General features: G+C 73.5%; 17 protein-coding genes. 8 read left to right on the top strand and 9 right to left on the bottom strand.

Going from position 1 to position 18900, the window contains the following annotated elements; genetic code table 11:
* Nucleotides 1-95: 95 nt before the first annotated feature.
* Nucleotides 96-794, bottom strand: a complete 699-nt coding sequence (locus tag ABZX85_RS14605) for a transglutaminase-like domain-containing protein (RefSeq protein WP_355866965.1) — start codon at nucleotides 792-794, stop codon at nucleotides 96-98.
* Nucleotides 795-937: 143 nt separating this feature from the next.
* On the opposite strand from ABZX85_RS14605, the gene ABZX85_RS14600 reads away from it, so the two are divergent.
* From ABZX85_RS14600 to acnA, 4 genes are all read left to right on the top strand, one after another.
* Nucleotides 938-2125: a lactonase family protein gene (locus ABZX85_RS14600; protein WP_355866962.1), complete on the top strand. Its 1188-nt coding sequence runs from the start codon at nucleotides 938-940 to the stop codon at nucleotides 2123-2125.
* Between the two features lie 238 nt (nucleotides 2126-2363).
* The gene (locus ABZX85_RS14595; protein WP_355866959.1) at nucleotides 2364-3257 is read left to right on the top strand and encodes a GntR family transcriptional regulator; all 894 of its coding nucleotides are present in this window, start codon (nucleotides 2364-2366) and stop codon (nucleotides 3255-3257) included.
* 124 nt (nucleotides 3258-3381) lie between these two features.
* The gene (locus ABZX85_RS14590) at nucleotides 3382-3774 is read left to right on the top strand and encodes a hypothetical protein (RefSeq protein WP_355866956.1); all 393 of its coding nucleotides are present in this window, start codon (nucleotides 3382-3384) and stop codon (nucleotides 3772-3774) included.
* Between the two features lie 80 nt (nucleotides 3775-3854).
* The gene (gene acnA / locus ABZX85_RS14585) at nucleotides 3855-6425 is read left to right on the top strand and encodes an aconitate hydratase AcnA (protein WP_355866953.1); all 2571 of its coding nucleotides are present in this window, start codon (nucleotides 3855-3857) and stop codon (nucleotides 6423-6425) included.
* Here acnA and rraA read toward each other — a convergent pair.
* The gene (rraA, locus tag ABZX85_RS14580) at nucleotides 6417-6902 is read right to left on the bottom strand and encodes a ribonuclease E activity regulator RraA (RefSeq protein ID WP_355866950.1); all 486 of its coding nucleotides are present in this window, start codon (nucleotides 6900-6902) and stop codon (nucleotides 6417-6419) included. The genes acnA and rraA overlap by 9 nt on opposite strands.
* Nucleotides 6903-7268: 366 nt before the next feature.
* Between rraA and ABZX85_RS14575 the strand changes: the two genes are divergently transcribed.
* The gene (locus tag ABZX85_RS14575; protein WP_355866947.1) at nucleotides 7269-8279 is read left to right on the top strand and encodes a questin oxidase family protein; all 1011 of its coding nucleotides are present in this window, start codon (nucleotides 7269-7271) and stop codon (nucleotides 8277-8279) included.
* A 519-nt stretch (nucleotides 8280-8798) separates the two neighbouring features.
* On the opposite strand, the gene ABZX85_RS14570 is transcribed toward ABZX85_RS14575, so the two are convergent.
* The 4 genes from ABZX85_RS14570 to ABZX85_RS14555 all read right to left on the bottom strand — a co-directional run bounded on the left by ABZX85_RS14570 (nucleotide 8799) and on the right by ABZX85_RS14555 (nucleotide 13834).
* Nucleotides 8799-9674 (bottom strand): hypothetical protein, encoded by an 876-nt coding sequence (locus tag ABZX85_RS14570; protein WP_355866944.1) that lies wholly within the window; start codon nucleotides 9672-9674, stop codon nucleotides 8799-8801.
* Complete coding sequence (locus ABZX85_RS14565) at nucleotides 9671-10585, bottom strand: XRE family transcriptional regulator (RefSeq protein ID WP_355866941.1); 915 nt, start codon at nucleotides 10583-10585, stop codon at nucleotides 9671-9673. The genes ABZX85_RS14570 and ABZX85_RS14565 overlap by 4 nt, the downstream gene beginning before the upstream one ends.
* A 356-nt stretch (nucleotides 10586-10941) precedes the next feature.
* The gene (locus ABZX85_RS14560) at nucleotides 10942-11682 is read right to left on the bottom strand and encodes a class I SAM-dependent methyltransferase (protein WP_355866938.1); all 741 of its coding nucleotides are present in this window, start codon (nucleotides 11680-11682) and stop codon (nucleotides 10942-10944) included.
* A 52-nt stretch (nucleotides 11683-11734) separates the two neighbouring features.
* The gene (locus ABZX85_RS14555; protein WP_355866935.1) at nucleotides 11735-13834 is read right to left on the bottom strand and encodes a glycoside hydrolase family 97 catalytic domain-containing protein; all 2100 of its coding nucleotides are present in this window, start codon (nucleotides 13832-13834) and stop codon (nucleotides 11735-11737) included.
* Nucleotides 13835-13959: 125 nt separating this feature from the next.
* Between ABZX85_RS14555 and ABZX85_RS14550 the strand changes: the two genes are divergently transcribed.
* Together ABZX85_RS14550 and argB are read left to right on the top strand one after the other, a co-directional pair.
* Nucleotides 13960-14607, top strand: coding sequence for an isochorismatase family protein (locus ABZX85_RS14550; protein WP_355866932.1), 648 nt, complete (start codon nucleotides 13960-13962; stop codon nucleotides 14605-14607).
* Nucleotides 14608-14711: 104 nt separating this feature from the next.
* Nucleotides 14712-15563: an acetylglutamate kinase gene (argB, locus tag ABZX85_RS14545; RefSeq protein WP_355867906.1), complete on the top strand. Its 852-nt coding sequence runs from the start codon at nucleotides 14712-14714 to the stop codon at nucleotides 15561-15563.
* Nucleotides 15564-15575: 12 nt separating this feature from the next.
* Here the strand turns inward: argB and ABZX85_RS14540 are convergent, their stop codons facing one another.
* On the bottom strand, nucleotides 15576-16061 hold the full coding sequence (locus ABZX85_RS14540; protein ID WP_355866929.1) for a GNAT family N-acetyltransferase: 486 nt from the start codon (nucleotides 16059-16061) through the stop codon (nucleotides 15576-15578).
* Between the two features lie 107 nt (nucleotides 16062-16168).
* On the bottom strand, nucleotides 16169-16369 hold the full coding sequence (locus ABZX85_RS14535) for an MbtH family protein (RefSeq protein WP_355866926.1): 201 nt from the start codon (nucleotides 16367-16369) through the stop codon (nucleotides 16169-16171).
* 101 nt (nucleotides 16370-16470) lie between these two features.
* Between ABZX85_RS14535 and ABZX85_RS14530 the strand changes: the two genes are divergently transcribed.
* A complete protein-coding gene (locus ABZX85_RS14530) occupies nucleotides 16471-17547 on the top strand; it encodes an alpha/beta hydrolase-fold protein (protein ID WP_355866923.1) in 1077 nt (358 codons plus the stop codon).
* A gap of 190 nt (nucleotides 17548-17737) precedes the next feature.
* On the opposite strand, the gene ABZX85_RS14525 is transcribed toward ABZX85_RS14530, so the two are convergent.
* Nucleotides 17738-18841 (bottom strand): helix-turn-helix domain-containing protein, encoded by a 1104-nt coding sequence (locus ABZX85_RS14525; protein WP_355866920.1) that lies wholly within the window; start codon nucleotides 18839-18841, stop codon nucleotides 17738-17740.
* Nucleotides 18842-18900 lie beyond the last annotated feature (59 nt).

Here is an 18900-nt window from a genome sequence, read left to right as displayed (position 1 = left end):
GGGGCAGAGGGCGCGGATGCGGGCGGGCGGTCGGAGCCGGAGGCCGGGTCAGGGCTCCTCGGGGTGCGCCCGGAGCCCTCGCCGTCGCCCGCCCCTCACTCCCCCAGCAGACGCCCCGGCACCCTCAACTCCTCCCTCCCGAACAGCTCCCCGACCTCGGCGGGCCCACCCTCCGCGCAGACCCGCGCGACCTCGTCCAGCAGACGGTCGTACCGCTCCCCCGTCCGCCCCTCGTACGCCTCGGTCATCCGCCCCCACTCGTCCCACGGCAGCATCTCCCGCTTACAAAGCGCGGCCAGATCGCGCACGGCGTTCCCGCTGATCTCGGCGGGCCCCCAGGCGAAGTCGGTTCCGGCGACGCCGTACTTCCCGGCGTCGATCCGGCCCTGCCGATACAGCGCCCACGCCTCCCCGCCGGTCAGGAACTCGCCGGGGGCGAGGTCCTCGGGGTGGTCCACGTAGCCCTTGCCGAGATGCTCGGTGTCGACGCGGACCCAGCGGTCGCCGTCGTGGTACTCGGTGATCCAGTGATCGAGGCCGTGCCCCGCCCGGAAATACGTCCCGAACCCGCATCTCACCCGCGCGGGAACCCCTCCGGCACGGAGGAAGGCGCAGGCGAGGACCGCGAAGTGCCGACAGGTGCCGACGACGCGGGTGGCGGGGGCGCGGGAGAGATGGAGCGGGGTGGGGTCGAGGGCGGCGAGGCGCGCGACCAGGTTGGCGGCCGGACGGATGCCCTTCTCCCGGAGCCGCTCCTCGGGGGCGCCCGCGGCGGTGGACCCGAGACTCCACACACTCGAACATGCGTCCGATCATAAGAGCCACCTCTGACACCCGCAGGCTCCACCGGACCCCACCCACACACAGAGCCTTTTGCATCATCACGCACCTAGATACAATCTCGTCGCCGGATCAGCCTCCAGGACGGGACCCGCCCATGAACTCGCCCGTTTCCTCGCCCCTCTCCCGCCGAGCCGTGGTCACTCTTCCTCTCGCTGCCGCGGTGGCCGCGCAGAGTTCGGAGGCGGGCGCTGCCCAGCCAAGGGGGAGGACGTTCGCGTATGTCGGTTCGCGGACGACCGCCGAGCGGGAGGGGCGGGGGAAGGGGATCGAGGTGTATGAGGTCGGGGCGCGGTGGGTGCCGGTGCAGACGGTCGGGTCGGAGAACCCGACGTTCCTCGCGACCGACCGTACAGAGCGGTTTCTGTACGCGGTGCACGGGGACTTCACGTACGTCAGCGCCTTTCGGATCGAGCCGTCCGGTCGTCTGACCTTCCTCGGGCGCCAGGAGACCGGGGGACGCAACCCCGTCCATCTGGCCGCCGATCCGTCGAACCGCTGGCTGGTGGTCGCCAACCATTCGGCGGGCGGCGTCACCACGCTCCCGATCCTGGAGGACGGGCGACTCGGGCCGGTGGTGGGGCGGTTGACGTTTCCGGGGGCGCCGGGGCCGCACCGTACCGAGCAGACCGGGTGCAAGCCGCACCACGTCCCGTTCACGCCCGACGGGCGGCATGTCGTCGTGCCGGACAAGGGACTCGACCAGATGGTCACGGTCACGCTGGACGCGGAGTCCGGGGCGTTGGGGATCAAGTCGGCTGTGCGGACAAGGGAGTTCGCGGGGCCTCGGCATGTCGCGTTCCATCCCCGGCTGCCGTACGCGTACGGGGTCGACGAGTTGAGGTCGACGGTGACCGTCTACCGGGTGAGCGACGGGGAGTTGACGGCGCTTCAGATCGTGTCGAGCACCGAGGCGTCCATGGTCGGGGAGAGCCGGGGCGCGGAGATCGAGGTGAGTGCGGACGGCCGGTACGTGTACGTGTCGAACCGGAGCGGCGCCGGGGACGGGAGCCCGGGCGGGCCCGAGCCGGACACCATCGGGGTGTTCCGGGTGTCGCCGAGGGACGGGACGCTGACGCCGGTGGAGTGGGTGTCGACGGAGGGCGTCCGGCCACGCTTCTTCTGCCTGGGCGCGGGCGGGCGACGGCTGTACGCGGCGAACGAGCGCAGTCACACGGTCGTCGCGTACGACGTCGACACGGCGAGCGGGCGGCTGTGGTCGACGGGGGTGGTGGCGCGGACGGGGTCGCCGGTGTGCGTGCTGCTGGTGGGGCGCGACTCCTGAAGAACCCTCGAAGGCCACGCACCACCCGGACCACCGCTCCCCTCCGCCCGCTCCGCCACGCGCCCTGCCGGGACCACCGCTCTCCAGGCCCGCCCCGGCCCGGATCGCCACGCCCTGCCACCCTCCCGGCCCGGCCCACCACTCTCCACCGGCCCACCCCCGCCCGAACCCCCACTCCCCCCACCCGCCCCTCCCTAGGATGGAACCCCCGCCCCGTCCGACCCGAAGCGCAGGAGCGATGTCGCGTACCGATCTCACCACCTCGATCGCCACCCGCCTCGTGGACCTGATGCGCGGGGCGAGCCTCGTGCGGGGTGCGCACGTCACCGAGCAGTGGGCGGCGGACGAGCTGGAGGTCTCGCGGACGCCGGTCCGCAAGGCGATGCACTTCCTGGCCGAGATCGGCATCCTGGAACGCGTCCCGAACCGGGGCTTCTTCCTCGCCCGCGACGCCCGCGACCTGACCCGGCCGGGCCCGGCGGAGGGCGCGGAGAGCGACGACGCGGAGGAGGCGGCGTACTTCGAGCTGGCGGACGACCAGGTCGGCGGCCGTCTGGAGAACCCGTTCAGCTCCGCGGACGTCGCCCGCCGCTACCGCCTCACGCCGCGCCAGGCGGAGCGGGTGCTGTCCAGGATGGCCGCCGAGGACCTCGTACGCCGCAGGCCGGGTGGGCGGGGCTGGGAGTTCCAGCAGGTGATGGCGACGGTCGGCGCGCACGACCAGAGTTACCGGTTCCGGATGATCGTGGAGCCGGCGGCGCTGCTGGAGCCGGGGTTCACGGTGGACGCGGAGGCGTTCGCGGTGCACCGGCGGCAGCAGGAGGCGCTGCTGCGGGGGGACATCCTGCTGCTGCCGCGCGCCGAGCTGTTCCAGGTCAACGCGTCGTTCCACGAGATGCTGACGGGGTGTTCCGGGAACCCGTTCCTGCTGGACGCGGTGCGCCGGCAGAACCGGCTGCGGCGGCTGATCGAGTACCGCCACCAGGTCGACCGCTCGCGGCTCGCCGGGCAGGCGCGGGAGCATCTGCGGCTGCTGGACCTGGTCGAGGGCGGTGACCGGTGGGCGGCGTCGGAGTTCCTGGCGCGGCATCTGGACCGGGTGCGGGAGATCAAGACGGGCATCGGGAACTGACGTACGGGCGCTACCGATTTGGGGGCATCCCCTGGCATAGCGGTCGCGGCGGAGGCGAGCCGGCCGACAGGGTGGGGCGCACTGGTCCACACCTTCCGGCCGTCGACCCAAGGGGTTCTCCACCATGGTTCCGCTGCGTCACTCCGTCATCGCCCTGGCCGCCCTCGCCCTCTCCGCCACGTTCACGACCCCGGCCACCGCCGCGCCCACCCATGTCGACGTCAGCTACGGCGCGACCTACGTCCGGGGCGATCTGACCTTCGCCAACCGCTCGGTCTCGTTCAAGGGCACCTACCGTTCGGTGTCCCCGGCCGACTGCCGCCGGGCCTGGTTCGGCACGCTCGACGGTTCCGGCGCGCTCCTCGACGCGCGCAGCACGGGCACGCTGTGCGACGGGGTGCGGGAGATCACCACGACCGTCCCGGCCGACGTACGGGGCGGCGCGGGGAGCGTGCTGGTCTGCCTGGACGACGGGAACGCCGCGCCGCTGAAGTGTCTGGAGTACAAGCGGCCCTGACCGGGTGAGCCGCCTCCCTTTCCCCGGCCCGGAGAAGGGGAGGCATTGTTTTATTGAGCATCTAGATACAATACTGGGCCATGGATCTCTCCGCCTACCGCACACAGCCGCTCGACGCCCTCCTCTCCCCCGGAGAGCTGGACGAACTCCCCTACTCGGTGAGGGTGTTGCTGGAGAACGTGGCGCGCCGTGCCCCCGAGTCCCTGGCCGACGTCCTGGCCCGGGCCCGCGCGGGCGGCGGCGCCTGCGAGGTGCCGGTCCATCCGAACCGGATCATGCTGCACGACACGACGTGCCTGCCCGCCCTCGCCGACTTCGCCGCGATGCGCGACAGCCTCGCCGAACTCGGCGGGGACCCGGGCCGGTTGCAGCCGTCGATCCCGGTCGACCTGACCGTGGACCACTCGGTCATCGTCGAGGAGTACGGCCGTCCCGACGCCGTCGAGCGCAATCTGCTGATCGACTTCCGGCGCAACGGCGAGCGGTACGCGATGGTGAAGTGGGCCGAGCGCAGTGTCGCGGGCTTCCGGGTCGTACCGCCCGGGACCGGCATCATCCACCAGGTCAACATGGAGGCGCTGGCCCGCGTCGTGTGGGTGACGGAGGACGGGGACGGGCCGCCGTGGCTGCATCCGGACGTCCTGGTCGCGACCGACAGCCACACCCCGATGATCAACGCGCTCGGTGTGGTCGGCTGGGGCGTCGGCGGCCTCGATGGGCAGGCCGCGATGCTGGGCGAGCCGGTCACCATCCCCTACCCGGAGGTCGTCGGCGTCCGCCTGACCGGCCGGCTGCGCCCCGGTGTCGGCGCCACCGATCTCGCCCTCACCCTCACCGAACTCCTGCGCGCGCACGGCGTGGTGAACAAGTTCGTCGAGTTCTGCGGCCCCGGCGTCACCGCCCTCGGCTGGGCGGAGCGCGCCGCCGTCTCCAACATGGCTCCGGAGTACGGGGCGACGTGCGTGTACTTCCCGTACGACGACGAGACGGCCGCCTATCTGCGGCTGACCGGGCGTACGGAGGACCACGTCCGGCTGGTCGACGCGTATCTCACGGCGCAGGGCCTGAAGCGCACGGACGACCGCCCCGTGCCCCGGTACGACGAACTCCTGGACCTCGACCTGGACTCGGTCGAGCCGAGCGTCGCCGGGCCGAACCTCCCCCACCAGCGGCTGCCGCTCTCCGGGGTCCCGGAGTCGTTCCGGCGGGCGCGGGGGCGCCGTACGACGCGGGCGGGGCTGCCGGACGCGCCGGTCGCCGTCGCCGCGATCACGAGTTGCACCAACACCGCCAACCCGGCGCTCGTCGTGCAGGCGGCGCTGCTGGCCGAGCGGGCGGTCGCGGCGGGGCTGACGGCGAAACCGTGGGTGAAGACGTCCCTCTCCCCCGGGTCACGGGTCGTCGAGGAGTACCTGCGGGCGTCGGGGCTGCTGCCCTCGCTGGAGAGGACCGGGTTCCACATCGTCGGGTTCGGCTGCATGACGTGCATCGGCAACTCCGGTCCCCTGCACCCGGACATGGAGCGGCTCGCGGAGGAGGGCGCCGTCGAGCCCGTCGCCGTCCTCTCGGGCAACCGCAACTTCGCCGGGCGCGTCAACCCGCGCGTCTCCCTCTCCTACCTGGCCTCGCCGCCGCTGGTCGTCGCGTACGCGCTCGCGGGGTCGGTCCTGCACGACTTCGAGAACGATCCGCTGGGCACCGCACCGGACGGCCGCCCGGTGCACCTGCGCGACCTGTGGCCCTCGGACGACGAAGTCGCCGCCGCCGTAGGCAAGTTCGTGCGCCCGGAGATGTTCCGCGCCAACGCGGAGGGCATCCGGCGCGGTACCCCGGCCTGGCGTGAGATCGAGGCGCCGGAGGGCACCCGCTTCCCGTGGGACCCGGCGTCGACCTACATCCGCCGCCCGCCCCACCTCACGAACCTCTCCCCGACTCCCCCTGCCGGTCTGGAGATCATCCGCGCCCGCCTCCTCCTCCACCTCGGCGACAACGTCACCACCGACCACATCTCCCCGGCCGGCGCCATCCCCCCGACCAGCCCCGCGGGCGCCTGGCTCACCGAACGCGGCGTCCCCCTGCGCGACTTGAACCAGTATTCCACCCGCCGCTCCAACCACGAGGTCATGCTCCGCGGCGCCTTCACCAACGCCGCCGTCCGCAACCTCCTCCTCGACACCCCGACCGACCAGGCCCTCTCCGCCGACGGCGAGACGCTCCTCCCGGTCCACGAAGCGGCCTCGACCCACGCCGGCCGCCCCCTCGTCGTCCTCGCGGGCCGCGACTACGGCGCCGGTTCCAGCCGCGACTGGGCGGCGAAGGCCCAGGCCCTCATGGGGGTCCGAGCGGTGATAGCCGAGTCCTACGAACGCATCCACCGCTCCAACCTCATCGGCATGGGCGTCCTCCCCTTCGAGTTCGACGAGGGCGACACCGCCGCGGCCCACCCCTTCACCGCCGCCTCGGAGCTCACCTTCGAGGGCCTGGACACCCTCACCGTCGGCACGAACCGGATCACCCTCCGCCTCCCCGACGCCCAAGTCCCCCTTCGCCTGCGGGTGTTCTCCCGGCAGGAGCTGGCGTATCTGCGGCACGGCGGAATCCTGCCGTACGTGGTGCGGCGGGCGTTGGACTGGACGAGGCGCTCAGCGTGACTTCGGGAGCAGGACGACGCCGTCCTCGTCGGCGTGGAGGATGTCGCCCGGGTGGAAGACGATGCCGCCGAAGGCGAGGGGGGTGTCCAGGGCGCCCTCGGCCGTGCGGTTGCTCTTGCGCGGGGTGGTGCCGAGTGCCTTGATGCCCAGGGGGAGTTGGGCGAGGGCGCGGGCGTCGCGGACGGCGCCGTGGAGGACCAGGCCGGCCCAGCCGTTCTCCACAGCCGCGGCGGCGAGGAGGTCGCCCACGAGGGCGGTGCCCAGGGAGGCGCCGCCGTCGACCACCAGGACGTGGCCCTCGCCGGGGGTGCGGACGAGTTCGCGGAGGATGCCGTTGTCCTCGTGGCACAGGACGGTGCGGATGGGGCCGGTGAAGGCGGGCACGGCGCCGAAGTCGCGGAACTGGACCTCGCAGACGCGCAGTTCGGGGCCGTACTCGTCGACGAGGTCGGCGGTGGGGACGGGGGTCTCGGGCATGGGGGTCACCTCAGGGCTTCGGTCTGGGCAGGGGGCGGGTGCGGTGAGGGGGGACGGGAGCGCCGCATGGTGCGTGCGGGCGGCCTCCTCGGCGAGCCGGTTCGAGGGAGGCGTCGCCGGGCGGACGGTAGGGGAGCAGCGTAGGACGGCCGACGCGCATCGCGTAGTACGCGGCGGGAGGACGTCGTCCGGGCGTGGGACGTGCGGGAGGGGCGGCGGGTGGTCGTGGGGCCGCCGTCGGGGCGGATCACGCTCACGGAGCGCGCGGGTCCCGGCCGGCCTACGTCCCGCGGACGAGGCCGGCCGGGCCGGTCCTACGGCTTCCGACGGTTACGCCGCCGTCACGCTCCGCCTAGCGTCCTGGGCATGGACGACACGAGCGGGATTCTCGACGAGGCGCTGGAGCGGCTGCACGTCTCGGGGCCGGAGCGGCTGGGGCGGCTCACGAACCACGCGCCGATGGCGGTGGAGGCGCTCGCCGCGCACGGGCGGGCGGGGTCCGTGCACCGCTGGCTCGACCGGTACGCGCCCCGGCTGGAGGAGTTCCCGTCGGCCGTCGCCCCGGTGACGGCGGAGAACTGGCGGGAGGCGCTGGGCGATCCGCGCCGGGCCGCCGACTGGATCGGCCACTTCGGCCGGGAGCTGGCGGTACGGCCCTGGCGCGACGTCCTCGCGCAGTGGTGGCCCCGGCTGCTGCCGGGTCTGTACGGGGGTTCCACGCACCCCGTGATCCGGGTCGGGCACGCCGTGCGCACCCTCCTGTCCGGCGAGGAGACGGGGCCACGGCTGACGGAACTGGCGCACGGCCTCGGCTACTGGGCCGCCCGGCATCACACGCTGCCCGCCCTCACGCCGCTCACCGGAGCCGGCGGCGCGGCGGCGGCCCTGGACGCCGTACGGCCCCTCGCCGACCAGAGCGGCGGCTTCCCGGTGCTGCTCGCCCGCGTCGAGGCGCTCCCCGTCTGGGCCGCGGCCGTCACCGACCCCGACGAGGCACGTCTGCGCCTCACCGAACTGGTCCGCGCGGCCACCCACCGCTACGCCACCCACGGCCACGGCGAGGAGACAATGCTCGTCCACGCGGCCACCGCACCCAACGCGGTCCTGCGCACCCTCCCGGCACTCCCCCGCGCCCTCTGGGCACCGAGCCTGCACGCCGCCTGGACCGCGTCGGCCGCGGTGACGGCGATGTACTCCCCCACCGAGGGCCTCCCCTGCGCCCCGACCACACTCACCGACGAGGAACTCGTGGAACAGGCACTGGCCCACGGCGACGAACACGTCATCAAACTCACGGACACGGCCCTCGACGTGGGCGACGAACAGGCACGGGCGGCGGCGGTCCGGGCGATCGAACTGAGCGTGCCGCTGGGGTGAGGGGGGTTCAGGTGGCTCCGGAACGTCCTGAACAGATCTTGACCGGGGTCGCGGGCGGACTGGGAGACTGACCCGCCCGCCCCCTCCACGACCCGGCTCCCGGGAGCCCCGAAAGGCGGAACCTCATGCCCCTCCCCCTCGACGACCTCCTCGCGGCCATGCCGTTCGCCCGGCGGATCGGCGTGGAGCTGCACGAGGCGACACCCGAGCAGGCGGTGGGCAGCCTGGCCTGGTCCCCGGAGAGCTGCACGATCGGCGGCACCCTCATCGTCGTAGTTGGTGGGGCAGTCCACGCAGACGCAGATCGTGCTGCGAGGTTAGACGCTGCCGGGAAGTCATGAAGAAGGCCCGCCCCGGGTGAGGGGCGGGCCTTCTTCGTCGAGCGCTGGGCAAGCCTTGCACCTGCATTTCCCCGCAGGAAGCGGGGCGTCTTTCCTTGGACCACCAACGCATCGTCCGGGGCCCCGAGTTGGGGTGACCGGCTCAAGATCCACTGTAGCGGATGACGGTGGGGATCTCCTAACGGACCAGGTAGTAGCGGGGGTTGGTGCCCGACTCGTCCGTCTTCACCCGGAAGCGGCCGGGCCAGCAGCCCGCGACGACCTCCTTGAGCGCCTTGAACGCGCTGGCGCCGTCCTCGGAGGTCACCTCGACGACGAGGCGCTCCAGGGTCGGGTGGGCCGTCGGACGGGTCCCGGCCGTGGGCCGGTTGGGCAGCGGGCGGCGGCGGTTCACCGGGCGGCGGGGCGCGGAGGTCGCGGCGGCGATGATCTCCAGGTGGACCGCGAAGTCCGGGCCCGGCAGCGGGATCTCGAAGCCGGGGTGGCGGTCGTAGCCGATGGCGACGGCCCGCCGGACGAAGTCGATGACGGCGACGGCGACCGGGGTGTGCGGGCGGGGCGGCGCCTGTTCGGTGAGGCTGCTCAGCACGCGCAGGACGGTGGCCGTGTCGGTGTCGGCGGCCGGCAGGTCACCGCCTTCGTCGTCGCACGCCTGGGCCCGCCAGAACGCGGCGGCGTGCGGGTCGCCGTGGGCGAGGTGGTGCAGGTGGAGGCTGTGGGCGGCGGCCGGATCGCCGGCGCCGGCCGCGTACTGCCACCAGAAGCGGGCGCCGCTCTCCAGGCCGGCGAGGTGCAGGGCGCAGCCGAGGGTCCAGGCGACCGGCGGTTCGGGGAGCTGGTCGGTGACGAAGTCGGTGAGCCGGTCGAGGGTGCAGTGCAGGAGGGCGGCCTCGCACAGGGTGTCCAGGGCGCGGGCGGCCCGCCGGTCGCCGGGCGACTCGGCGGCGCGGACCTCGGCGTCGTACTCCTCCTCGTAGGGCACGACGTCGCTCGGGACGCGGGGGGCGCGCAGCAGCAGGGACTGGACGAGCAGGTCGTCGAGGGCGGTCGTCACGGGGTGGTCGCTCCCGGTTCGTCGGGGTGGGGGCCCCGGCCCTCCAGCGCCCCTCGGGCGTGGTGGTCCAGGGTGTGGGTGATGGCCGGGGACAGGCCGAGGACACCGGGGACGGCGTCCGGGTCGAGGCCGCAGAGGTAGCGCAGGACGACGACGTCCCGCTGGTCCTCGGGGAGTGCGGCGACGGCGTCGAAGAAGCGAGTGAACCGCTCGATGTGGGCGAAGCGTTCGCCGAGGTCGGGGATGCGGGACTGGGCCTCGGTGGCGAACGCGGCGGCGCGCAGGTCGGGGCGGCCGTCGGGCCTGCGCTGGGCGCGGTGCAGGACGCGGTCGCGCAGCAGGTGCCAGGCGTGGCGGCGGGTGTCGGGGGCGGCGACCGCCTCGTCCCAGGTGAGCCAGAGGATGTCGAAGACCTCGCGGACGGCGGCGCGGGCCCGGCGGTCGGACTGGAGGAAGGCGTGCGCGTACGCGGTGTAGGGGGCGAGCATGGCCTCGGTGAAGCCGCGGTGGGCGACCGGGGGGAGTTCGGCGGCGGGGGGCCGGGCGTCGTCGACGCGGATCTCGATCCAGCCGGCGCTCTTGTGGGCCTCGTGGGCGGCGGACGTCCACAGGCGGTGCACGGGTCTGACGGGGATGTCGAGGGCGCGGACGACGCTGTAGGTGATCGCCCAGCCGGGGTAGTAGCCCTTGCCGCGCAGGAGTTCGGAGATGCGGGTCTTGGAGTAGCCGGAGCGGCCGACGAGTTCGTCGAGGGTGAGGCCGCTGGCGAACAGGCGGGTGCGGACGGGTTCCAGCCACGCGCGGTGGGTGGGTCCGATCCGCGGTTCGATGCCCTCCGGGGGCCGTCCGCGCCGTCGGGCGGGGCGGGCGGCGGGCTCCTCGGGGGTCGGGGACGTCGGGGATAACGTCATGACGTCACCTGCTTGCTGGTCATCGGACCTTCCTGGCTGCCTCGGGTCTGGAAGGCCCCCGCGCGGCGGTGCTGAGGCGCCGCGAAGGAGTCGCCCGCCAGCATGGTGCGTCGGCCGCCCGCCGCTCAACGTGGGCGGGGCCGGCCGGAACAAATGAGCGCGCGCTCGCTTGTACCGCATCGGGGTGTGCCGCGTGGGGGAAACGGGGCGTGATGAACACTTTCGGGGACTTCGGCGGGCTCGCGGCCCCGGATCGTCCACCATGAGGAGGCACGCCTGTTCTCGGCGTCGCACCTTCCTGTCTGGGAGGTCACGCGGTCCCCTCGTGCTGAGACAAGACCCGGAGGGGACCGCGCTCAGCCCACCGGCCTCTCCCACACGGAGACGTGCCGTTCGCTCTCCCCGGTGAACGGTTCACCGGCCCAGCCCGCCCAGCGTCCGGCCGGCCGCAGTCCGGCGATCCGGGCCATCAGGTCGAGTTCGGAGGGCCAGACGTAGCGGAAGGGCACGGAGTGGTGCTCGCCGCGTCCGTCGGCGACGTGGACGTGGTGCGAGGTGGTCGCCTGGGTCGCGGTGTCGTAGACGTCGTACGACCACCGGGTGGGTCCGGCGTGGTACGGGACGACGTGCTGTCCGGCGGGGAGGCGGCGCAGCTGCGGGACCAGAACCTCTACGACGAACCTGCCGCCCGGGGTGAGGTGGCGGGCCGCGTTCTCGAAGCAGGCGACCTGGGCGTCCTGCGTGGTGAGGTTCATGACGGTGTTGTAGAGGAGGTAGACGAGGGTGAAGTCGCCCTCGACGCGGGTCGTCGCGAAGTCGCCGAGGGTGACGGGGATTTGGTCGCCGCCGGGTTTGGCGCGCAGGCGGTCGGTCATCGCGCGGGACATGTCGATGCCGTGGACGGGGACGCCCCGGCGGGCCAGTGGGAGGGCGATGCGGCCTGTGCCCACGGCGAGTTCGAGGGCGGGGCCGCCGGCCGCCTGGGCGGTGAGGAAGTCGACGGTCGCGTCGATGACGGTCTCGGTGAACTCGTCGTCCGTGGAGTCGTCGTAGGTGGCCGCGACGTGCTGTCCGAAGTAGCCGTCCGGATCGTCCATGTCCGGACGGTACTTCAGGGGTGGGAGTGAGTGCGCGGGATTATCGGGGGTCTCAGATCACCAGCAGGAATCCGCCGAACGGGGCTGTGGGGATGGTGAACTCGGAGGCTCGGCGGGTGGTCAGCTTCAGTGTGCCGTCCGTCGGGGAGGTGTCCGTGAAGAGGCGGGCTGTGGCGCGGGTGAGGCCCAACTCGTGGAGGGCGAGGGTGAATTCGCGCGCCTCGCCGGTCGGGGGGAAGTAGGCGGGGGCCGAGGAGTCGAGGCCGGGGGCGATGGAGGTCGTGCGGCCGTTGACGCCGGCCACGTACCAGGTGCGGCCCTTGCGGCGGGCGACGACGAGGTGGCCGCCGGGGTCGGCGGCGAGGTGGCGGGTCTCGTCCCAGGCGACCGGGACGGTGCTCAACAGCTCGCGGACGGCGGCGGGTTGGGCGAGGTAGGTGTCGGGGCTGTCGGCGTAGCCGTTGAACCCGGACTGGTAGACGACGGTGAGGGCGAGTTCGTGGGCGGCGGTGGTGCGGCGCGGGTTCGCGGGGTCGACGTACGGCGACAGGAGGGTCGTGCCGTAGTCGAAGGCGCCGACGGCGTTGCGGGTGATCGCCGCGATGGTGGTCTGCTCGGGGATCTGGTCGGCGTACGGCTTGGCGTTGGCGTAGTACTCGCTGGCGATGCCCGCCTCGACGCCGAGGAGGTGCGGGTAGGTGCGGTCCCAGCCGCGCGGGACGGTCGTGTTGTGCAGGACGACGTGCAGCCGGAACTCGGCGGCGTCTTCGAGGAGTTCGCGCTGACGGGCGAGGAGCTGCTGTTTGTCGCTCTGCCAGACGTCGGCCTTGACCCCGGCGACGCCGAGGTCGGCGAGCGAGCGGAAGGTGGCCCGACGGACCGTACGGTCGGCGATCCGGTCCCGGGGCGAGCTGGCCGAATCGTTGTTCTCGCCACCGGAGTTGAACCACAGGAACAGCTTCAGCCCGCGCCTGCCGGCCTCGGCGACGATCCGCTCCAGCGGGACGCGCGCCCCGCTCGCGTCGGTCATCGTGTCCCACTTGGCGTCGACGAGCGCGTAGGGCCAGCCCATCGCCTTCGCGAGGTCGAACCAGCGCAGGCTCTGTTCGAGGCTGGTGGGGCTGTCGTGCGCGGTGAGCCAGCTGAAGGAGGCGGCGCCGGGGGTGATCCAGGAGGTGTCACGGACCTTCGAGGGGACGGCGAGGTCGGTCGCGAGGGTCGTGTCGGCGAGCTGTGCCGGGGTCTTCGCGACGGCGACGAACCGCCACGGCGTGTGCCAGGCGCCGGTGACGCGGGGCGTGCCGGGGCCGAGGTTGCCGAGTGCCTCGTCGTCGGCGGGGAAGGCGATCGGGTAGGTGACCCGGCCGCCCGAGGTGACCGGCTGCCTCAAGTGGCAGGCGGGGTAGGTGCCGTCGGCTCCGGACTCGCTCGCCAGGACCCACCACTCCGTGCCGTCGGCGGCTTCCGTGCGGGCGAGGAGCGGGAAGGAGGCGCCGCCCGTCGAGGTGGTCGCCTTCCCGAGCACCGGGGTGGTGTGGTCGGCGCGCGGGACGTACCACTCCTGGTACTTGGGGGACTTGAGGGTGTAGGGCTGCGTGAACTGCTCGCCGCCGTCCGCCGGGATCGTCAGCGTGAGGCCGGTCGTCTCGCGGGTCACGGTCCGCGCGCCCCGGTCGGGAAACCGCAGCCGGAACGCGGCGCCCTCCTCGTCGGCCCACAACTCGGCCTGGACGATGAGCCCTTGTGCGGTCCTGAGGGTGACGGTGCGGGTGGCGGCCGTCTTGCGGACCCGGGCGACCTTGCCCTGGAGGAGTTCGTACCGGACGTGCGCGCGGCGGGTGCGGCCCCGGTCGGTGACGGTGAGGCCGGTGGTGAAGTCGGCGTCGTCCAGGGCGAGGCCGAGGGGGCTCGGGGGGACGACGAGGGTGCCGTGGACGGCGATCGAGTAGGCGGGGGTGCCGGTCGTCGCGTCGAGAGTGAGGGTGACGGCGCCCTTCGGGGAGGTCACGGCGATCGGCCCGGCGGACCCGGTGGCGGCCGAGGGGGACCCGGCGGCGGCCTGCGCGGGCCCGGCGGCGATGAGCGGGACGGCGGCGGAGGCCGCGGCGATGACGGTTCTTCTGGGGAGACCGCCGGGAGTGGACTGATTCATGCCGACATGCTTCATTCCGCTTGTGAATTCGAGCGGTACGCCGGATGACCATTACTTTCGAGGGTTAGATTAGGCTAACCTAATAAGCCCAACGGGGCTTGCGTCACGCGGGGAGGTACACGCCCATGGGCCAGCCGAGCATCGCCCCCTATCCGATGCCCGACGGCGCGAAGCTCCCCCGTTCCCACGTCGCGTGGACCCTCGACCCCTCGCGCGCCGCCCTGCTGGTGCACGGTATGCAGAACCGCCTCCTCGCCGCGTTCCCGGCGGGCGTCTCCCCCGTGGTCCAACTCGTCGAGAACATCACCGCGTTGCGCGAACTCTCCGGGGCGCTCGGCATGCCGGTCGTGTTCAGCACGGAGGGCACCGGAGGCCCCGCGGACCAGGCGGACGGCGGCTCCGGTGACCCCGGCGGCTCCAGTGGCTCGGGCGCCTCGGTCGTCGAGCCGCTGACCCCGCGCCCCGGCGAACACCTCCTCGGCAACTCCCGCCCCAACGCCTTCCTCCGCAGCCATCTGGGCCGCCTGCTGCGCGAGAACGGGCGCGACCAGCTCGTCGTCTGCGGGATCTACGCCCACCAGGGCGTCCTGCTGACCGCGGCCGACGCCGCGATGAACGGCTTCGAACCGTTCGTCGTCGCCGACGCCGTCGCCGCCTTCTCCGCCGAGGAACACACCATCGCGCTGAGATGGAGCGCCCGCGCCAGCGTCGTCCGCACCACGGACGCGCTGCTGCGGGACCTGCTGCTGCACCGCGGCCGACGGGAGGCTTGACCCCCGGCGTTCGCGATCCGGTCACCACCGAGTGGTACGACCGTCCCTGTCCGGCCCGGCCCACGAGGCCGGGCCCGCCCATGAATGGAGTGGCTCCCGTGAGTGTGACCGCTGCCCGGGAAACTCTCGCACCCCTGCCGCAGGGGCTGCGAGGCGGTGTGGTCGTCGTCAAGTTCGGCGGCAACGCCATGGTCGACGACGCTCTTCGGCGCACGTTCGCCGAGGACGTCGTCGCGCTGTGGCGGGCCGGGGTCCGGCCGGTCGTCGTGCACGGCGGCGGCCCGCAGATCAGCGCGATGCTGGACCGGCTCGGCCTGGAGACCCGGTTCGAGGCCGGACTGCGGGTGACCACGCCGGAGACGATGGAGGTCGTCCGGATGGTCCTCACCGGCCGGGTGCAGCGCGAACTGGTCGGCGCCATCAACGCGCACGGCCCCTTCGCGGTCGGTCTGACCGGCGAGGACGCCCACACGATGACCGCCGTGCGGCGGCCCGCGTGGGTGGACGGCCGCCCGGTCGACATCGGGCTGGTCGGGGACGTCGTCGACGTCAACCCGGACACCGTGCGCGCCCTCCTCGACCAGGACCGCATCCCGGTCGTCTCGCCGGTCGCGCGCGGCACCGACGGCGAGGTGTACAACGTCAACGCCGACCTCGCGGCCTCCGCCCTCGCCTCGGCCCTCGGCGCCGAGCGGCTGGTCGTCCTCACCGACGTCCCCGGCCTCTACGCCGACTGGCCGCGCTGCGAGGAGGTCGTCCCGCGGCTGACAGCGAGTGAACTCCAGGCGCTGCTGCCGGAGTTGTCGAGCGGGATGCTCCCGAAGATGGAAGGCTGCCTGCGGGCGGTCCAGGCGGGGGTGCGGCGGGCCCAGGTGATCGACGGCCGGGTGCCGCACGCGGTCGTCCGGAGCCTGCTGGCGGACGAGGGGGGCACGACGGTCCTCGCGGACGCCTGAACCCGGGGCGTCTCAGGGGAGGTTGTGCACCAGGACACGTGAGCCCCGCCTCGGCTGCCAGCCGGGCGGGGTGCGCGTGTGGAGGGGGGCCGGGGTGAAGCCGTGCCGCAGGAACAGGGCGCCACTGCCCGCCGTCGCGGTGAACAGGGCGGTCAGGGAGAGCAGTCGGGCCTGGTCGAGGGCGGCGCGCAGCAGGCGGGCGCCGACGCCGGTGCCCTGACGGTGTTCCGCGACGCAGAAGTTGTAGAGCACGCCCGCGTCCTGGGGCGCACCCTCTGCGCCGTACCCCTTCAGGCCCACGCAGCCGTCGAGTTCACCGGCGAGCGACTCGACGACGAGGAACTCGGCGGCGTGGGTGGCGTACAGCTCCGCCGGGCGTTCCCGCAGGGCGCCGGTCAGCGCGAACGGGCGGGACAGCGCCGCCAGTCGCACCGCGTCCTGGCGGCGGGCGGGACGGACCAGGGAGATCGAGAGCGGGGCCGGGTGGGGGGTGGCCATGGTCAGGCGGGTCCTTCCTCTGTCGCGCCGCGCGGACGGCTGTGTGCCGTACCGCCACGACGAGCGGAGCAAGGTTAGCCTTACCTAAGGCATGGACCAAACCTGTCTCAGCCGGCGAGCGAACGCGGGCGCAGGTCGGTCCAGCTGGTCTCGACGTAGGCCAGGCAGGCGTCCCGGGTGTCCTCGCCGAACGCGACCGTCCAGCCGCCGGGGACCTCCGCGAAGGACGGCCACAGCGAGTGCTGGCCCTCGTCGTTCACCAGGACCAGGAAGCGGCCTTCGGTGTCGTCGAACGGGTTCGTGCTCATGTTCCGGGCCTCCTGGAAACGGACGTGAATATTAGGTTAGGCTCGCCTAATCGAGGCTGAGCCTAGTCTGTCCTCTCCCCTCTCACAAGGAGACATCCGCCGTGGCCGACAACGCCTTCACCGAGTACGGGCTCCACGGCGAGGTCGGCACCGACGCGTTCTGGGCGGCCGTGCCGGGCCCGCTGTCGGTCCCCGCCGGCGACGGGTGGCGCACGCTGTTCCTGTGGCGCGGCGCCGAGGCACGCGTCGTGTTCGAGAGCTGGTCGGAGCCGGTCGCGCTGACCCGGTGGGCCGGGACGGACTGCTGGTACGCCGAGGTCCCGATGCCCGAACGGCTGCGTGTCACCTATCAGTTCATGGTCGGCGAGGACGCCCACGCCGATCCGTTCAACCCGGCGGGCGCGGGCGGGGACCGGTCGGTGGCCGCCACGCCCGACGCCCCGGCGCAGCCTCACTGGCCCGCCGTCGGCGCGGACGCGGTGCTGCCGGTGCCGAGCGCCCGGGTGCGGTGGGCCAGCGCGCGGCTCGGGGGGCGGCGTACCGTGCGGCTCCATCCGGTGGGCGGGGGCGGGCCGTTGGTCCTGCTCCTCGACGGCGACGACTGGCTCTACCTCCACCCCGCGACGACCGCGTTCGACTCCGCCGTCGCCGCCGGGGAGCTGCCGCCCGTCACGCTGGCCTTCCTCCCGGCCAAGGACCGCGAGGCCGAGTACACCTGCCGGCCCGAGCTGTGGGAGGCGGTCCGGGACGAACTCCTGCCGCTCGTCGCGGAGTCGGGGGTGCCGGCCGACCTCTCCCGGCTCGTCGTCGCGGGGCAGAGCCTCGGGGGGCTCAGCGCGCTGTACGGGGCCCTGGAGTTCCCCGAGCTGATCGCGGGGGTCGCCTGTCAGTCGGGGTCGTTCTGGTGGACGCCGGAGGCGATCGGGTCCGCCGATCCGCTGGGCGGTGCCGTGGGGGGTTCGATGGCGGATCTGCTGCGGGACGCCGAACTCGGCGGGCTGCGGGTCGCGTTCGACGTGGGGGAGCACGAGCGGGAGATGCTGCCGCACTGCGCGCTGGTGGAGGAGCTGGTGCGGGGGGCCGGGGCGGAGGTGCGGGTGTCCCGGGGGGCCGCGGGGCACGACCGGGCGGGGTGGCGGGGGGCGTTGGTGCGGGACGTGGGGTGGGTGGTGGGCTGAGCGGGGGCGGCGAACACGAGCACGGCGACGGCGGGTGCGGCGAACGCGGGTACGGGGGCCGGGAGTCCTGCGGAACGCTCCGGGCCGTCCCGGTTCAACGCTCCCCGGACCTGCGCGCCCCCGCCTGACCGCTCCTTGGACCTGCACCCCGCCCCGCCTCACCGCTCCCCGAGCCTGCCCGCCGCCCACCTCACCCCTCCCTCTCCCCCTGCCCCTCCCCCTCCAGCATCCGCCACCCCGTCAACGCCAGCCGCGCCCTCACCAGCCCCTCGGGCTCGGTGAGTTCGAGGTCCAGCGCCTTCCCGATCTGCTCCAGTCTCCGCGCCACGCTGCTGTGATGCAGATGCAGGCGCTCGGCGGCGCGACGCAGCGAACCGGTGGCACAGTAGGCGTCGAGGGTCGCCAACTCATCGGCGCCGCAAGCGATCCGGCCGACGGCGACGACGTCCGGGTTCTCCCGGAGCACCTCGTCCGGCACCTCCGCGAGCAGCGCCAGCGCCCCCAACTCGGCGTGCCGGACGACCGGTTGCCGGACGGTCGTGAACCGCAGCGCGACCCTCGCCTCACGCCACGACCGCTCCGGACTCCCCCACCCCCCGATCCCGGCCCGCACCCCATCCGGTGTCCGCGCCTCGTCCAGCCCCGTCACGAGCAGCGCCCCCACCTCCCCCACCCGGGCCGCCTTCACCACCCGCCCGGGGCACAGCACCCCGCCCAGCCGGTCCAACGGCATCCCGGTGCGGACGGCGACCGCGCGCACCGCCTGTCCCGGGGCGAACCCGAGCAGCCGTAACGCCCGCGCGCGGGCCGCGTCGTCGGTGCCGGCGCAGATGACCAGCTCGACGAGCGCGGGGTCGGCCATGGTCGTCCGGGCGGGCCCGTAGCGCTCGACGACGGCCGCGACGGCGAGGGCGAGGCGGTCGAGGAGGACTTCGTCGAGGGAGTTGGGGGGACCGGGGCGCTCCAGCCAGACCGTGCCGAGCTCTTCGTCGTCGAGGGTGACGGGGGCGGTGCTGGACGGCTCCCCCGCCGGCCTCGTACTGGCCGACTCCGCCGCGCGGGAGGCGAGTTCACGGCCCTCCGGCGCCTCCTGCCCCTCCGGTGTGAAGCGGATCGCCCGCCCGGTGCCGTGCAGCCGGACCCCCGCCACGCACTCCGCGAGCCCGGCCGAGGCGCGGACGAGGGCCGGGAGGTCGACGCGGCGGCGCATGAGCGTGTCGTAGAACGCGACGACGCGGATCGCGCCGTGGACGTGGGAATCGAGGTGCGCCAGCCGTTCGGTCAGTGCCTCCATGCGCCGAGCATAGGCCGGGGGCGGGCGCCGAACGGCGCGTGTCGGGCGCGGGAGGCGCG

Origin of the sequence: Streptomyces sp. NPDC004539 (assembly GCF_040610055.1) — a bacterium.
Taxonomy (GTDB): domain Bacteria; phylum Actinomycetota; class Actinomycetes; order Streptomycetales; family Streptomycetaceae; genus Streptomyces.
This window is presented reverse-complemented; position numbering and strand designations above follow the sequence as displayed.

Bases quoted from the DNA above. Each gene is read 5' to 3' on its own strand.
- rraA (WP_355866950.1), bottom strand. From the start codon at position 6,902: ATGCCCGAGACCCCCGTCCCCACCGCCGACCTCGTCGACGAGTACGGC.
- ABZX85_RS14565 (WP_355866941.1), bottom strand. From the start codon at position 10,585: ATGACGTTATCCCCGACGTCCCCGACCCCCGAGGAGCCCGCCGCCCGC.
- ABZX85_RS14525 (WP_355866920.1), bottom strand. From the start codon at position 18,841: ATGGAGGCACTGACCGAACGGCTGGCGCACCTCGATTCCCACGTCCAC.
- ABZX85_RS14540 (WP_355866929.1), bottom strand. From the start codon at position 16,061: ATGGCCACCCCCCACCCGGCCCCGCTCTCGATCTCCCTGGTCCGTCCC.
- ABZX85_RS14575 (WP_355866947.1), top strand. From the start codon at position 7,269: ATGGACGACACGAGCGGGATTCTCGACGAGGCGCTGGAGCGGCTGCAC.
- ABZX85_RS14595 (WP_355866959.1), top strand. From the start codon at position 2,364: ATGTCGCGTACCGATCTCACCACCTCGATCGCCACCCGCCTCGTGGAC.
- ABZX85_RS14600 (WP_355866962.1), top strand. From the start codon at position 938: ATGAACTCGCCCGTTTCCTCGCCCCTCTCCCGCCGAGCCGTGGTCACT.
- ABZX85_RS14560 (WP_355866938.1), bottom strand. From the start codon at position 11,682: ATGGACGATCCGGACGGCTACTTCGGACAGCACGTCGCGGCCACCTAC.
- ABZX85_RS14535 (WP_355866926.1), bottom strand. From the start codon at position 16,369: ATGAGCACGAACCCGTTCGACGACACCGAAGGCCGCTTCCTGGTCCTG.
- ABZX85_RS14555 (WP_355866935.1), bottom strand. From the start codon at position 13,834: ATGAATCAGTCCACTCCCGGCGGTCTCCCCAGAAGAACCGTCATCGCC.
- acnA (WP_355866953.1), top strand. From the start codon at position 3,855: ATGGATCTCTCCGCCTACCGCACACAGCCGCTCGACGCCCTCCTCTCC.
- ABZX85_RS14550 (WP_355866932.1), top strand. From the start codon at position 13,960: ATGGGCCAGCCGAGCATCGCCCCCTATCCGATGCCCGACGGCGCGAAG.
- ABZX85_RS14590 (WP_355866956.1), top strand. From the start codon at position 3,382: ATGGTTCCGCTGCGTCACTCCGTCATCGCCCTGGCCGCCCTCGCCCTC.